At 60.5% G+C, this 14,327-nt stretch carries 13 protein-coding genes; 8 read left to right on the forward strand and 5 right to left on the reverse strand.

Annotated features, from left to right (window positions below; translation table 11 throughout):
- Nucleotides 1-182 precede the first annotated feature (182 nt).
- Nucleotides 183-1,130 (forward strand): hypothetical protein, encoded by a 948-nt coding sequence (locus tag ACOYQJ_RS19100; RefSeq protein ID WP_422907600.1) that lies wholly within the window; start codon nt 183-185, stop codon nt 1,128-1,130.
- A 269-nt stretch (nt 1,131-1,399) separates the two neighbouring features.
- The gene (locus ACOYQJ_RS19105; protein ID WP_422907601.1) at nt 1,400-3,901 is read left to right on the forward strand and encodes a GcvT family protein; all 2,502 of its coding nucleotides are present in this window, start codon (nt 1,400-1,402) and stop codon (nt 3,899-3,901) included.
- Between the two features lie 45 nt (nt 3,902-3,946).
- On the opposite strand, the gene ACOYQJ_RS19110 is transcribed toward ACOYQJ_RS19105, so the two are convergent.
- Complete coding sequence (locus tag ACOYQJ_RS19110; RefSeq protein WP_422907602.1) at nt 3,947-4,477, reverse strand: ferritin-like domain-containing protein; 531 nt, start codon at nt 4,475-4,477, stop codon at nt 3,947-3,949.
- Nucleotides 4,478-4,692: 215 nt separating this feature from the next.
- Between ACOYQJ_RS19110 and ACOYQJ_RS19115 the strand changes: the two genes are divergently transcribed.
- Nucleotides 4,693-5,142: a YtoQ family protein gene (locus tag ACOYQJ_RS19115; protein ID WP_422907603.1), complete on the forward strand. Its 450-nt coding sequence runs from the start codon at nt 4,693-4,695 to the stop codon at nt 5,140-5,142.
- A 22-nt stretch (nt 5,143-5,164) separates the two neighbouring features.
- Here ACOYQJ_RS19115 and ACOYQJ_RS19120 read toward each other — a convergent pair whose 3' ends face one another.
- The gene (locus tag ACOYQJ_RS19120) at nt 5,165-5,866 is read right to left on the reverse strand and encodes a glutathione S-transferase family protein (protein WP_422907604.1); all 702 of its coding nucleotides are present in this window, start codon (nt 5,864-5,866) and stop codon (nt 5,165-5,167) included.
- A gap of 141 nt (nt 5,867-6,007) precedes the next feature.
- Here ACOYQJ_RS19120 and mscL point away from each other — a divergent pair, with 141 nt between their 5' ends.
- The gene (gene mscL, locus ACOYQJ_RS19125; protein ID WP_422907605.1) at nt 6,008-6,433 is read left to right on the forward strand and encodes a large conductance mechanosensitive channel protein MscL; all 426 of its coding nucleotides are present in this window, start codon (nt 6,008-6,010) and stop codon (nt 6,431-6,433) included.
- Nucleotides 6,434-6,539: 106 nt separating this feature from the next.
- Entirely contained in the window at nt 6,540-7,427 is an 888-nt protein-coding gene (locus tag ACOYQJ_RS19130) for a cation diffusion facilitator family transporter (RefSeq protein WP_422907684.1), read from the forward strand.
- A 107-nt stretch (nt 7,428-7,534) separates the two neighbouring features.
- On the opposite strand, the gene ald is transcribed toward ACOYQJ_RS19130, so the two are convergent.
- Nucleotides 7,535-8,653, reverse strand: coding sequence for an alanine dehydrogenase (gene ald, locus ACOYQJ_RS19135; RefSeq protein WP_422907606.1), 1,119 nt, complete (start codon nt 8,651-8,653; stop codon nt 7,535-7,537).
- Nucleotides 8,654-8,788: 135 nt separating this feature from the next.
- Between ald and ACOYQJ_RS19140 the strand changes: the two genes are divergently transcribed.
- From ACOYQJ_RS19140 to ACOYQJ_RS19150, 3 genes are all read left to right on the forward strand, one after another.
- Nucleotides 8,789-9,247, forward strand: coding sequence for an Lrp/AsnC family transcriptional regulator (locus ACOYQJ_RS19140; RefSeq protein ID WP_422907607.1), 459 nt, complete (start codon nt 8,789-8,791; stop codon nt 9,245-9,247).
- Nucleotides 9,248-9,303: 56 nt separating this feature from the next.
- Nucleotides 9,304-10,302: a Hint domain-containing protein gene (locus ACOYQJ_RS19145; RefSeq protein ID WP_422907608.1), complete on the forward strand. Its 999-nt coding sequence runs from the start codon at nt 9,304-9,306 to the stop codon at nt 10,300-10,302.
- A gap of 67 nt (nt 10,303-10,369) precedes the next feature.
- Complete coding sequence (locus tag ACOYQJ_RS19150) at nt 10,370-11,953, forward strand: GMC family oxidoreductase (protein WP_422907609.1); 1,584 nt, start codon at nt 10,370-10,372, stop codon at nt 11,951-11,953.
- A 24-nt stretch (nt 11,954-11,977) separates the two neighbouring features.
- Here ACOYQJ_RS19150 and ccoS read toward each other — a convergent pair whose 3' ends face one another.
- Entirely contained in the window at nt 11,978-12,136 is a 159-nt protein-coding gene (gene ccoS / locus ACOYQJ_RS19155; RefSeq protein ID WP_422907610.1) for a cbb3-type cytochrome oxidase assembly protein CcoS, read from the reverse strand.
- Nucleotides 12,137-12,139: 3 nt separating this feature from the next.
- Nucleotides 12,140-14,326 carry a heavy metal translocating P-type ATPase gene (locus tag ACOYQJ_RS19160; protein WP_422907611.1) on the reverse strand — a complete coding sequence of 729 codons (2,187 nt, stop codon included), beginning with the start codon at nt 14,324-14,326 and terminating at the stop codon, nt 12,140-12,142.
- Nucleotide 14,327 lies beyond the last annotated feature (1 nt).

Here is a 14,327-nt window from a genome sequence, read left to right on the forward strand (position 1 = left end):
TATGCAAAATCTGGACATCAGAGCCAGATCGATTCATCCTGAATCCGATCCACCAGATGCCGGGACTGAACACCTAGACCCTGAAAAACCAGACAATAAACCTGAAATTGTCGGAACGCTGCCCATCTCTTGCCCCGATTGCCTGTTTCCATAAAGGCAACGATCAAAAAAGGAGCCGGGCTGTGAAACGCTTGATTATGGGGTCGGTCAGCGCAATCATCTTTGGATTGTTCTCTTTGGCGGCGACGGATTACATCCAGCAGGCGGTCTATGCCGGGGTGTCGCCGGGCGACTTCGGCCTGAAGGGCTGGACCCAAAGCTTTGTGGAGCGCGGCAAGGCTGCCGCCCGCCGGGCGCGCCTGGAAGCACGTCGCGATGGTCCCTTGCGCGATTATTTCCCCGAGGCCCCCGGCGGTTGGGAGCGGATTCAGTGGACACGCGGTTTCGAGGATCTGCTCGACGGGCCGAAGCGCGAGATGAGCAAGGCTGAACAAGAGATTATGGCCGAAATCGAAAGCGTTCCGACCTTCGCCGCGATGAAAGCGCTTGATTCTGCCGTTGGTGCGGGGCGCGATCTGGGGCGGGCCAAACGCGCTTGGGTATATGCGCGTGGCGACAAGATCATCATTCTCAAGGCGCGTTTCATTGATCCGGATTCGGCCGGGCTTTCGGGTTTCAGGGGGCAGATCGCAGCCAATATCGCCAGCGTGGATGGATCAAAAACCCGCGTCGTTGCTGCCTATGACGGCGTGGCCTTCCGTGAAAAAGTAAGTTGGTCGCGCGAAACCAAGCCCTCGCGGCGCTTCAAGGCAACGATCGGCAAGAATTTGGAAATCAGCGTGCGCACCAATGCCAGCATTGGCGCTGTGGGTCAGATTTTGAAAGACATCCGCTATGACGACTTGCGCGAACTTGTGGACGCTCCCACCGGTGCCAAGGCAGCCGCCCGCCAACAAGAACTGGCCGCCGAACTTAACCGCCAGAAAAACGAAGAACGGCGTCGCCAACATGAAGCGCGGCTGCGCATAGAACGCAAGCTGGACGGAATGAAACGAGGGGCGCGGGCGAGGGGCGAGCAGGAAGTCTGTCTGACGCAAGACGGAGTACGCCACTGCGCTTGGGTGGATTGAGGCCCCAGGAGCCTGCCTCCGGAACGCCGGTTCTGCCCTGAGCCAAGATCCCGCAACGCTGCCGATAGTGGGCAATCGCCAAGGAGATGGGGGCGGCAGAAGCGTTGAAGCGTGCGGCGGAGGATAGTTTTGCGCGGTCAATGGCGACTCGCCAGCGCTTTTCGCCCGGTAAGTCGGTTTTGAACCTGCAAATGTCGGCTGGGTAGTGCGAAAAATCGCAGGTCTTGTAAACGTCACTCAACCACTCGAGTGATGGAGCGAGACGCCCAATGAAAACCCATGTCAAAGCTTTGGTTGTCGGCGGCGGTGCCGTCGGCACGTCGATAGCCTACCACCTTGCGAAAGCGGGCTGGGACGATGTCATGCTGCTGGAGCGGGACGAGCTGACCTCGGGGTCGACCTGGCATGCGGCGGGGCTTTTGCCGTATTTCAACATGTCCTACGCGACGACCCACATCCACGACTATTCGATCAAGTTCTACAAGACACTTGAAGAAGAGACGGGGCTGAACGCGGGCTTTTCCGTTGTCGGCAACCTGCGGATGGCGCAGACCAAGGCGCGCATGGACGAATACATGGTCTATGCCACGACCGCTGAAACCGTGGGCGTACCCTTTGAATGGCTGTCGCCCGCGCAAATCAAGGAGCGTTGGCCACTGATCCGCACCGAGGATCTGGAAGGCGCGATTTATCACCCGACAGATGGCTACATCAATCCGGCAGACGTCACGATGGCGATGGCCAAGGGCGCGCGTCAGCGCGGCGTGGTGATCGAACGCAAATGGCAGGCCGATGCCTATCACTGGACTGGCGATCATTGGGAAGTCACCCTGACCAAGATGGTCGAGCGGGGCGGCAACCTTGTGCCCTCGGACGAACAGGTGGTGATCCACGCGGAACATGTGGTCACGGCCACCGGCAACCACGCGCAGCGCACCGCCAAGCTGCTGGGGATCAAGACCCCGGCGATTCCGGTGGAACACCAGTTCATCGTGATGGAGCAGGACCCCGCGCTGGTGGAATGGCGCAAGTCAAACCCTGAACACCCCGTCATCCGCGACGCCGATGCACAAAGCTATGTGCGCGAGGAACGCGGTGGCTGGATCCTTGGCGTATATGAGAAAAACGCCCCCGCACGCTTTCAGTATGGCGTGCCCGACAGCTTCCGCGCCGATCTTTTCCAGCTGGATCTGGAACGGATCGAAGAACAATACATGGCGATGATCCACCGTGTGCCGTCCTGCGAGACATGTGGCCTCAAAGACGATTTCAACGGCCCGATCTGCTACACGCCCGATGGCAACCCGCTGATCGGCCCGGCGCCCGGCTTGCGCAACATGTGGCTGGCCGAGGGCTTTTCCTTTGGCATCACGGCGGCTGGCGGCGCTGGCTATTACCTTGCCCAGATGATGGTGGAAGGCGAGGCCGAGATCGACATGGCCAGCCTTGATCCCAAGCGGTACGGCTCGTGGATGACGACCGATTACGCCGTGGCCAAGAACGAAGAGGCGTACGACCACGTCTATGTTCTGCACCACCCAGACGAAGAGCGTCCCGCTGCCCGCCCGCTGCGTACGGTGCCCGCTTATGACCGGCAAAAGGCGCTGGGCGCGCAATTCGGCCATGTGAACGGCTGGGAACGGCCCAACTACTTTGGCCCGCTCGATGCGGACGACAATTTCGACCATGACGCGCGCTCATTCCGTCGTGGTGGCTGGTGGCAATATGCCGTGGACGAAGCGAAAGCGATCCGCGAAGGCGTCGGTGTGATCGATGCCAGCGCCTTTACCAAGCACGTTGTCAAAGGCCCCGGTGCGACCCAGTTCCTTGATTGGTTCACTTGCAACAAGCTGCCCAAAGTGGGCCGCATCAACCTGACCTATGCGCTGACCTCCAAGGGCACCACGCGCACCGAATACACCATCGTTCGGCTGGCCGAGGACGAATACTACCTCGTTTCAGCCGGGGCCTGGACAGCCTATGACGCGGATTATTTGCGCAAGGCGGCTCAGGATAAAGCGGCTGACTTCGGCTATATCGAGATCCAGGACGTCACCACCCAATGGGGCGTCGTCGCGATTGCCGGTCCGAAATCGCGCGACGTTTTGAAAGATGTGGTACGCGACGGCGATCCGGCCTCGGCCTTGTCGAACAAGCGTTTCCCCTGGCTGTCCGCCCGCCAGATCGAGCTTGGCATGTGCCCGGTCAACGCCATTCGCGTTGCCTATACAGGCGAGCTGGGCTGGGAATTGCATCACCCGATCGAAATGCAGAACTACTTGTTCGATTTGCTGATGACCGCGGGCGAAAAGCACGGGATCAAGCTGGTCGGCGCGCGCGCCCAGAACTGGCTGCGGCAAGAGAAAAGCTATCGCGCCTTTGGCAACGAACTTGGCCGCGATGCGACACCGTTGGAGGCGGATCTGCCGCGTTTTGTGGATCTCACCAAAGACTTTCACGGCAAAGCCGCGCTTGAGGCCAACGGTATCCGCTCGAAGTGCTGCACATTGCTGATCGACGGGCCAGACGATGCTGATCCATGGGGCCGCGAGGCGCTGTATACCCCCGAAGGCACGCGCGTCGGGCGCCTGACCTCGGGCGGCTACTCTGTTGCTTTCGGCAAGTCGATCGGCATGGGTTATGTCACGCCCGACATGGCGGTCGAAGGGACCAAGCTGAAGGTCAAGATGTTGAACCAGCTTTGGGATGCGACTGTCACCTGCGACAGCCCCTACGATCCCAAGAACGAAACCATCCGCAAGGACGGCTGACCAATCGCGGCGGATCAGATCACCTCTGATCCGCCGTTCTAGGTTTTAGGACTTGTTCCAGCGTGGGCCTTTTCCGCCCTTGCCGCCATGCCCCCCCATTGCGCCCTGCTGGCCGCCGCAACGCTGAAAGGCGGGCAGGTGCTTTTGCTGGGAATCATTCATCAGCTTGGTGAAGATCCCGGTCAGTTCGGCGTTGCCGCTGGCTGCGGGCAGCAACTGTCCCTGATAAAGCCCGGCGTTGTCGATCTCGGCCTGAACGCCGATCTCACAGGCTTCGGCAAGCGAGGCAGGCGCGGCGGGCAGGTTGGCCCCCAGGTAGGGGTTCGCGGGCACGGCGATGCCGTTTTTCTTGGCGTAATCAATCAGCATTGAGGCATGCATGCTTTCTGCCCTTTGGATGTTCACGAAGGGACGCACTTCGCCAAAGCGGTTCATGACCGTTTCATAAACGGCATAGGCCCGGTATTCGTCATCCAGTGCGGCCAGAACCGCCTCTTGTTGCGACATCGCCGCAGCGGGACCAGCGCCAAGGGCACCTAAGGTGACAACCGACAGAATTTGAGCGAAGGGTTTCATGGAGTGGCTCCTTTTGTTACATTCAATTTATGGAACGTGTCGGCGGGCAATTTCCGTCTGGACAAGGTGTCGCAGGGGCGGCCGGTGATATCGCGAAAGGTCGCGCTGCGCCAGAAGCGCCGAGTTCGGCGAACGGGTTGCCATCCGTGGCAGGCACCCTAATCTGCGAAAGACGCGGCCAAACTGGCCAGAAACCAGCGAACAGGAGGCCCGACATGGGATTGAACGTCTATCTCTCCGGCGAAATTCACACCGATTGGCGCGAACAGATCATCGACGGGGCGCAGGGGCTGGACGTGACCTTTAACGCGCCGGTGACCGATCATGCTGCCAGCGATGATTGCGGTGTCGCGATCCTTGGGGAAGAGCCGAACAAGTACTGGCATGACCACAAGGGCGCGATGGTCAACGCCATCCGCACCCGCAAAGGCATCGAAGACGCGGATGTCGTCGTTGTGCGCTTTGGCGAGAAATACAAACAGTGGAATGCGGCCTTTGACGCGGGATATGCCGCTGCGCTGGGCAAGTCGTTGATCATCCTGCAACAGCCCGACCACGATCATGCGCTGAAAGAGGTCGACGCCGCCGCTTTGGCAGTCGCGCGCACGCCTGCGCAGGTGGTCGAAATCCTGCGTTATGTGCTGACGGGCGACTTGCCGGGTTGATCCGCCGCTTCTTGCACCAAGATCATCCTTCGCGCGGCGGCGTGTTCAGGCCAACCTGGACCGCCGGGCGCGCCAGGAACCGCTCCAGATAGGCGACCGCGCGAGGATGCTCTGCCCAGCCCAGGGTCTCTCGTGCGCCGTAGATATCCAGCGCGCGCAGCCATGGGGCGATGGCGATGTCTGCTATCGAATAGTCCCCTGCGATCCAGTCTTTCCCGTCCAAAGCGCCTTCGACTACGTTCAACAGGCGCTTGGCCTCGGCGATATAGCGTTCGCGCGGGCGGGGGTCTTCGATCTGGCTGCCGGCGAATTTGTAGAAATAGCCAAGTTGCCCGAACATCGGCCCGATGCCGCCCATCTGAAACATCAGCCACTGGATGATTTCCATCCGCTGCGATGCGCTGTTGCCGATCAGTGTCCCGGATTTTTCGGCCAAGTAGATCAGGATCGCGCCACTTTCGAACAGCGCCAAGGGTGCGCCGTCCGGGCCGTTTGGATCAATGATAGAGGGGATTTTGTTGTTGGGGTTCAGCGAAAGATACGCCGGGCTTTTGACATCGGCGTCCGTCAGGGTCACGCGATGCGCCTCATAGGCCAGGCCCATTTCTTCGAGCGCTATGGATACCTTCACTCCGTTCGGTGTCGGAAAGGAATAAAGCTGAATGCGATCGGGATGTTTTGCGGGCCAGCGTTGCGAGATCTTGAAGGCGGTGAGATCGGTCATTGAACGCTCCTATCTGGCGGGGAAGAAGGGGTCGCTTTTCCCACATATGGGTTTCATCTTTTTCGTACAGTTCTGAAAAAAACGTGTCTATTAGGAACCGCGAGGCGCAACAAGCCAGTCGCAGGACAGTGGGGAATAACTATGATTCAAGAGTTCAAGGACTTCATCGCCAAAGGTAATGTCATGGACATGGCCGTTGGTATCATCATCGGCGCGGCCTTTACCGCGATCGTCTCGTCGCTGGTAGGCGACTTGATCAACCCGATTATCGGCCTTTTCCTTGGGGGTATCGATTTTTCCGAGTGGTTCTACACTCTCGATGGCAGCTCGCACGCAACGCTGGCGGCCGCAGAAGAGGCTGGGGCCCCGGTCTTTGCCATTGGGCGTTTTGTCATGGCGATCATCAACTTCCTGATCATCGCCTTTGTGGTCTTCATGTTGGTCAAGATGGTGAACCGCGTCAAAGATGCTGCGGACAAAGCAGATGCCGCACCGGTCGAAGAAGCACCTGCAGGCCCGTCCGAGTTGGATATCCTGATGGAAATCCGCGACGCCCTGAAAAGATAAGCGCAATAGTGCGCGCGTAAGGCCCGCCAAGGTGGCGGGCCTTTTTCGTTGGTTGCATGTCATGGCGCGCATTGGCTATGACGCAGACGCGCCCGGAGCCTCGACCATGACCCATACCATCAAACTTGCCCTAGGCAGCGTGGCTGTCGCGATCATTGTCCTGGCGATCAAGGCTGTGGCCTGGTGGATGACCGGGTCAATCGCGCTGATGTCGGATGCCTTGGAAAGCATTGTGAATGTCGCAACAGCCCTGGCTGCGCTTTGGGCGGTGCGGGTGGCGGCGATTCCGGCCGATGACGGCCACCCCTTTGGCCATCACAAGGCCGAGTATTTCAGCGCTGTCCTCGAAGGCGTTCTGATCGTGATCGCTGCAATCTTTATCCTGCGGGAGGCATGGGGGGCGCTGTTCAACCCTCCGCCGTTGTATGATTTGTGGCCCGGTCTGGCGATCAACATTCTGGCCTCGGTGATCAATGGCGCGTGGTGCTGGATGTTACTGCGACAGGGACGGTTGCTGCGCTCGCCGGCGCTGGTGGCGGATGGGCGGCACCTGTTGTCTGACGTGATTTCCTCGGTCGGGGTGACCTTTGGGGTTTTTCTCGCGGTTGCGTCCGGGTGGCTTTGGCTGGATGCGGCTTTGGCCGCGCTGGTGGCGGTGAACATCCTTTGGTCCGGCTGGCAGGTGATCCGATCATCGGTGGGCGGGTTGATGGACGAATCCGTGCCCGTCGCAGACCTCGACGAAATGCGAGACTTGATTGCCGCAAATGCCGATGGCGCGGTCGAAGCGCATGATTTGCGGGCGCGTCACGCTGGCAGCGCGACCTTTGTGGAATTTCACCTTGTGGTGCCCGGCGAGATGACCGTGGAGGCCGCACATGACATCTGTGATCGGCTTGAGGCAGCGCTGAAAGCGGCGATCAGCCAGTGCACGGTGACGATCCATGTCGAACCGGAATACAAGGCCAAGCATTCCGGGATCGTGGTGCTGTAAGGGTTTGCGCCTTGTCAAGCGCCCGGGAAAAGGGGGGCGCTGCCCCCCTCTTGGCCCCAAGGGGCCAATTCACCCCTCGGGATATTTTTGGACCAGTGAAGAGGTCGTCAGCCCTTGACCAGATCTTGCGGTGCGACGACGTCGAGCCCGAGGGCCTTGCCCACAGCGGCATAGGTCAGTTGGCCTGCGTGCACGTTCAAGCCATTCAGCAGATGCGGATCATCGGCGCAGGCTTTCTTCCAGCCTTTGTCCGCCAGAGCCAGCATGAAGGGCATGGTGGCGTTGCCGAGGGCGATGGTCGAAGTGCGTGCCACGGCGCCGGGCATGTTGGCAACGCAGTAGTGCATGATGCCGTCGATTTCATAGACTGGATCGGCGTGGGTGGTTGCCTTTGAGGTTTCAAAACAACCGCCTTGGTCGATGGCCACATCGACCAGCGCCGCGCCGGGTTTCATCGTGGCAAAGTCCGCCCGCTTGACCAACTTTGGAGCTGCTGCACCGGGGACGAGAACCGCGCCGATGACCATATCGGCTTGGCTCAGATGCTCGGCCAGAAGGCCTGCGCTGGAATAGCCGGTGCGGAAAACGCCGCCAAAGACATCGTCGAGATAGCGCAGGCGATCCAGTGAGCGGTCAAGTACCGTCACATCCGCGCCCATCCCGGCCGCAATCCGCGCCGCATGGGTGCCGACAACACCGCCGCCGATGACAAGAACCCGCGCCGGGCCAACTCCGGGGACGCCGCCCATCAGGACCCCGCGGCCGCCATTGGCCTTTTGCAGCGTCCAGGCCCCCACCTGCGGCGCGAGGCGCCCGGCAACCTCGGACATCGGGGCCAGAAGCGGCAAGCCGCCACGGTTGTCAGTGACCGTTTCGTAGGCGATGGCCGTGCAGCCCGAGGCCAGCAGATCATGGGTCTGATCCGGGTCGGGCGCGAGGTGGAGATAGGTGAACAGCAGTTGCCCTTCGCGCAGCATCTTGCGTTCGACCGCTTGGGGCTCTTTGACCTTAACGATCATGTCGGCGCTGGCAAAAATTTCCTCGGCGGTTTCGATAATGGTCGCGCCTGCGGCCACATAGTCACTGTCGGCAAAGCCTGCGCCCAGTCCGGCGCCGCTTTGGATCAGTACGTCGTGGCCATGACCCACGGCCTCTTGGGCGGCATTGGGCGTCAGGCCGACGCGGAATTCCTGGGGTTTGATCTCTGTTGGGCAGCCGATTTTCATGTGAACCTCCTGTTCGCTTTTCCCAAGTGTGGCGGATTTCGCGTGCAATTTCTGTGTTGAGTTGCGGCGTCGAACTGGTCTTTTTGGGAGAAATCTTCGAAGATGGCCCGTGTTATTAGAAGGAATCTGCGAAAAATGCAGCTTGATGAGATTGATCGCCGTATCTTGAGGGTTCTTCAGCGCGAGGGGCGGATATCCAACGCTGAACTGTCGGAGCGCGTGCATCTGTCACCCTCGGCCTGTCACCGGCGGGTGCAGCGGCTCGAAAGCGATGGCATTGTGCGCGGCTATGTCGGGCTGCTGGATGCCCACAAGATGGGTTTTCCGACCACGGTTTTTGTTGAAATAACTTTGCAGGCGCAAGCTGATGACGTGCTTGAGGCCTTTGAAAAAGCGGTCGCGCGGGTGCCGGATGTTCTGGAGTGCCACCTGATGGCCGGAACAGCGGATTACATCCTCAAAGTCGTTGCGGAAGATACCGAAGATTTTGCCCGTATTCACAGGCAATACCTGACGCGATTGCCGGGGGTTGCTCAAATGCAATCTTCTTTTGCCTTGCGGACGGTGTTCAAGACCACGGCTTTGCCGGTTTAGGTTAACGCATTTTTTCCCAAGTCATGAGAAAAGCGGTTGTTAACGGGACCGTGCACATGACCTTTGACATCAATGCAATTGACAACCAGTTTGCGGTATCAACCGGCAGCAATGTTGGAATTGTCCCGGGGAAGTCGAAATTTGATAACCCGCCAAATGGCAGTCAGAACCTGATCATCACAACGCAGGATGGTGACACCGATCCGCGATTGTTTGAAGTGGGTGATACCTATGATGTCGCTTGGGGGGGCTCCGGCGGTGGCGGTTCAATTGCCAATGCTACGGTGGTCCGCAGCGATCCCGCGCCGGGGGGCGGGGGAATTATCGTTTTTGAAGGTCTCGACGAAAACGGGAATTTGGCCGAGGTCATCTGGACGCCTGACCACGATCTCGAGAATTGGTATTGGACGAATTACAACCCATCGGCGGAACCGCAGTTCTATACCACCGATCAGGATGCTGGCTATAATCATGAATTCGTGTGTTTCGAGAGATCGACGCGGATTGCAACACCGCGCGGCCTGATCCCGGCCGGGCGGCTCAAGGTGGGGCAGACGGTCTGTACGTGGATGGGGATCAAACAGGAAATCCGTTGGATCGGTCGCAAAGTGGTTCCTGCGATGACAAATGCGGCGCCGATCCGGTTCGCTCCGGGCAGCATCGGTAATTTCGCGCCGGTAAAGCTTTCACCGCAGCATCGTGTTATGATCGCCTCGCCTTGGGCCGAGTTGCATTATGGTGCCTCCGAGGTATTGGTTCCCGCGATCAGCTTGGTCAACGGCGACACGATCCGGCAGGTGCCCCGCAAACAAGTGGATTACGTCCATATTCTGCTGGATCGGCATGACCTTGTGATTGCCGAAGGTGCCCCCTGCGAAAGCCTTTTGCCCGGCTTTCGGACACAGGATTGCCTGACCGCCGAAGATCGCGCCGCGATCAAGGCCGCCATTGGCGAGAAAAGCCGCGAACCTGTTCGGCCGATATTGCGGCGCAGTCTTGCGGAATATGCAGTCTACGACCGCCACACGCCTAAGCGAGAAGAGGTGTTTTTGTAGCAGCCGCAAAGAGTTGCCTCTGGCCTGCGCCTGCGCCATTGTTTTTGGCAGGCAAGCGGAGAGGCTGATGGACTGGGATCATATCATTGTAGGCGCGGGCAGCGCCGGTTGTGTTCTGGCCAAACGCCTGAGCGAAGCAGGCCGCAAGGTTCTGCTGCTTGAGGCCGGAGGGCGGGACAATTACCACTGGGTGCATATCCCGATGGGCTATCTCTATTGCATCGGAAATCCGCGCACCGATTGGTGTTTTCGTACGGCGGATGAGCCCGGGTTGAACGGGCGATCACTGCTGTATCCGCGCGGCAAGGTGCTGGGCGGCTGTTCGTCGATCAACGGCATGTTGTACCTGCGCGGGCAGGCGGCGGATTATGACGGTTGGCGCCAGATGGGGCTGCCGGGCTGGGGGTGGGACGATGTTCTGCCCTATTTCAAACGCTCGGAGGATTACGTCGAAGGCCCGTCGGAAATGCATGGCGCGGGCGGTGAATGGCGGGTCGAAAACCAGCGGCTGCATTGGGATGTGCTGGACGACTGGATGGACGCGGCGCAGGCGGCGGGCCTGCCCAAGGTCACCGATTTCAACACCGGAAATAACGAAGGGGTCGGCTATTTCCGGGTCAACCAGCGCAACGGTTGGCGGATGAACACGGCCAAGGCATTTTTGCGCACAACCTCGGGGGTTAATCTGAAGGTCGAAACCCAAGCGCAGGTGAAACACCTGATCCTTGAAGGCGGGCGCGCTGTGGGTGTGACCTATGACCAGAACGGAACCGCGCGCGAGGCGCGGTGCGGCGGCGATGTGATCCTGTCGGCAGGGGCGGTCAATTCGCCCCATATCCTTCAGCTTTCGGGGATCGGTCCGGGGGCGCTTTTGTCTGAACATGGGGTTGAGGTAAAGCACGACGCACCCGGCGTTGGCGCCAATCTTCAGGACCATTTGCAATTGCGTTGTTCATGGCGGTTGAGCGGGGCCAAGACGCTGAACACCATGGCGAATTCGCTTTGGGGGAAGGCGATGATCGGGTTGGAATACGCTTTGAAGCGGACCGGGCCGATGTCCATGTCGCCCTCGCAATTGGGAGCTTTTGCCAAGTCTCGCGAGGATTTGGCGACCCCGGATCTGGAATATCACGTGCAGCCGTTGTCACTTGGTGCCTTTGGCGAGCCTTTGCATGATTATCCTGCGGTGACGGCCTCGGTCTGCAATTTGCGGCCCGAAAGCCGGGGGACGGTGACGTTGACCTCTGGCGATTACCGTGACGCACCCCGGATCGCGCCGAATTATTTGGCAACAGAAGGCGACCGACAGGTTGCGGCGGCCTCGATCCGGTTGACGCGGCGGATCATGGCGCAGGGCCCGATGCAGCGCTACAGCCCGCATGAGGTGAAGCCGGGCGCGTCTTTTGAAAGCAATGCGGATCTGGCCAAGGCCGCGGGCGACATCGGCACGACGATCTTTCACCCGGTCAGCACTGTCCGCATGGGAGCCGAAGCACACGCGCCGCTTGACGCGAGTTTGCGCTTCAAGGGGGTCGGCGGCCTGCGCGTCGTGGACGCCAGTGTGATGCCGACCATAACCAGCGGGAACACCAATTCCCCGACCATCATGATCGCGGAAAAGGCTGCGGACATGATCCTTGGGAAGGCGTAAAGCAGATCCGGCGCTGGTTTGGCGTCAGGGCTTGGGGTGATCGTCGTATTCGCCGGACAGGATGCGCTGGGCGTCGCCGTCGGGGTCGTCGTATTGGTTTGACTTGATGGTGAAGACGAAGAACGCCAAGCCCAGTCCGCCAAGGATCAATGAAATCGGGATCAGGTAGGTCAGGATATTCATGGGTTACCTCAGGCGCAGAGCGTTGAGCGACACGGTAATCGAACTGGCCGACATGGCCAAGGCTGCGATCAACGGCGAACAAAGCCCGGCGATGGCCAGCGGAACGGCAATCAGGTTGTACCAACTGGCAATGGTGAAATTCTCGCGAATACGGCGAGTGGCTTTCACGGCGGTTCTTGTCGCCTCGGGGATCGGAGCAAGGGAATTGCCCAGCAAAACGATGTCTGACGCAACGCGCGCCGCGTCCAAAGCCGACGCCGGAGAGATCGAGGCATGCGCGGCGGTCAGGGCAGCAGTATCGTTCAACCCGTCGCCGACCATCAGCACCTTGGCGCCTTCTTTGGTCAGGGCCTCGATCCGCGCGGCTTTGTCTTGCGGCAGCGCCTCCGCCAGCCATTGGTCGATCCCCAGACGATTGGCCAAGGTCTCGACCGCTGCACTGGTGTCGCCGGACATCAGGATTACGCGTTTTCCGGCCTCTTTCAGGGCGCTCACCGCCTCTTCTGCGCCATCGCGCAGCCGGTCGGTGTAGGTGAAGGCCTGCGCCGGACCATCGCCCACCCGCAGCCAGGCCGAGGTCATCTGCGACGAGCCGCCACCGACCCAGGCCGCGCGGCCAAGGCGGACCAGTTGCCCGTTCCAATCGCCCTGCGTGCCGTGGCCGGGAACCTCGGTGATCTGCGTCAGGTCTGCCGGGGTGATCCCCGCGAGGCGTGCGGATTGGGTCAAGGATTGCGACAGCGGATGGGCTGACCCCTCGGCCAAGGCCAGCGCAATCTCAAGATCGCGGCGGGTGAAATCGTCAAGGTTGGTCAATTCCGGCGCACCAGCGGTCAGGGTGCCTGTCTTGTCGAAAACCACGGTATCGACTTGGCTTAGACGTTCCAGCGCGGTGGCATCCTTGATCAGCAACCCACGTTTGAACAACCGCCCAGAGGCGGCAGTGGTCACCGCAGGCACGGCCAGTCCCAAAGCACACGGGCAGGTGATGATCAGAACTGCCGCCGCGATGTTCAGCGCGATGCGCAGATCGCCCGAATAAAGATACCAGCCGATAAAGGACAGCGCCGACAGGATATGCACCCCGGGGGCGTAAAGCTTGGCTGCCTTGTCCGCCAGCGAGGTATAGCGCGACCGCCCGCTTTCAGCGACAGCGACCAGATCCGCCATCCGGTGCAGCGAGGTGTCGCGCCCGACGGCGGTGGCGCGGATGATCAGCGGGCCGGTCAGGTTGACCTCGCCTGCACTGACTTTGGTGCCGGTTTCGGCAAAGACCGGCAGGGTTTCCCCGGTCAGCAGTGAACGGTCCAGCTCGGACGTGCCTTCAACGATTTCGCCATCGACGGGCATCCGGTTGCCGGGGCTGACACGCACCAGATCGCCGACCGACAGATCGGCGACCGAGACCTTTTCTTCGCCCTCGTCGGTCACCCGCCATGCGCGTGGGACTTCCAGTGCGGCCAGTTCCTCGGCCGCGGAACGCGCAACCGAGCGGGTGCGGTGATCCAGATAGCGGCCGGTCAACAGGAAGAAGGTCAGCGCAATGGCGGCGTCAAAATAGGCATGTTCGCCCGACAGCGAGGTTTCCCAAAGCGAGGTCACGACCGCCAGCAGGATCGCCAATGAAATCGGCACGTCCATGTTGAGCGCGCCGACCTTGAGGGCATTCCAGGCGTTCCGGAAAAACGGCTGGGCGGAAAAGGCCACCGCAGGCAGCACGATCGCCGCCGAGATCCAGTGGAAAAGGTCGCGCGTGGCGCCCTCGGCCCCTGACCAGACGGCGATCGACAGCAGCATGACGTTCATGGCGGCAAATCCCGCCACCGCCAGCCGCATGAGCAAATCGCGACCCGCCCGGTCAGTCTGTGTGGCCGAGATGGCCGTGGTGTCCAGCTCGTGCGCCTCGTATCCCGCGCCTGTCACGACGGGGATCACATCGGCGGCGACCACGTCCGGATCGGCCTCGATGCTCACGCGTTTCATTGTCAGGTTGACCCGCGCCGAGCGGACGCCGGGCGTGGTGGACAAAGCGCGTTCGACCGTGGCCATGCAGGCGGCGCAGTGAATCGTCGGCAAGGACAGGACGATATGCGCTTCGATGGGATCCTGCGCGGCAGCAAGCGCTTCGGCAGCCGGCGCGGCAGAGCAAGCGGGGCAGGCGGAAACAGGCGCGCGCATGGTGGCCGTCATG

It is taken from the genome of Pacificoceanicola algae (assembly GCF_049341065.1).
Lineage (GTDB): Bacteria > Pseudomonadota > Alphaproteobacteria > Rhodobacterales > Rhodobacteraceae > Pacificoceanicola.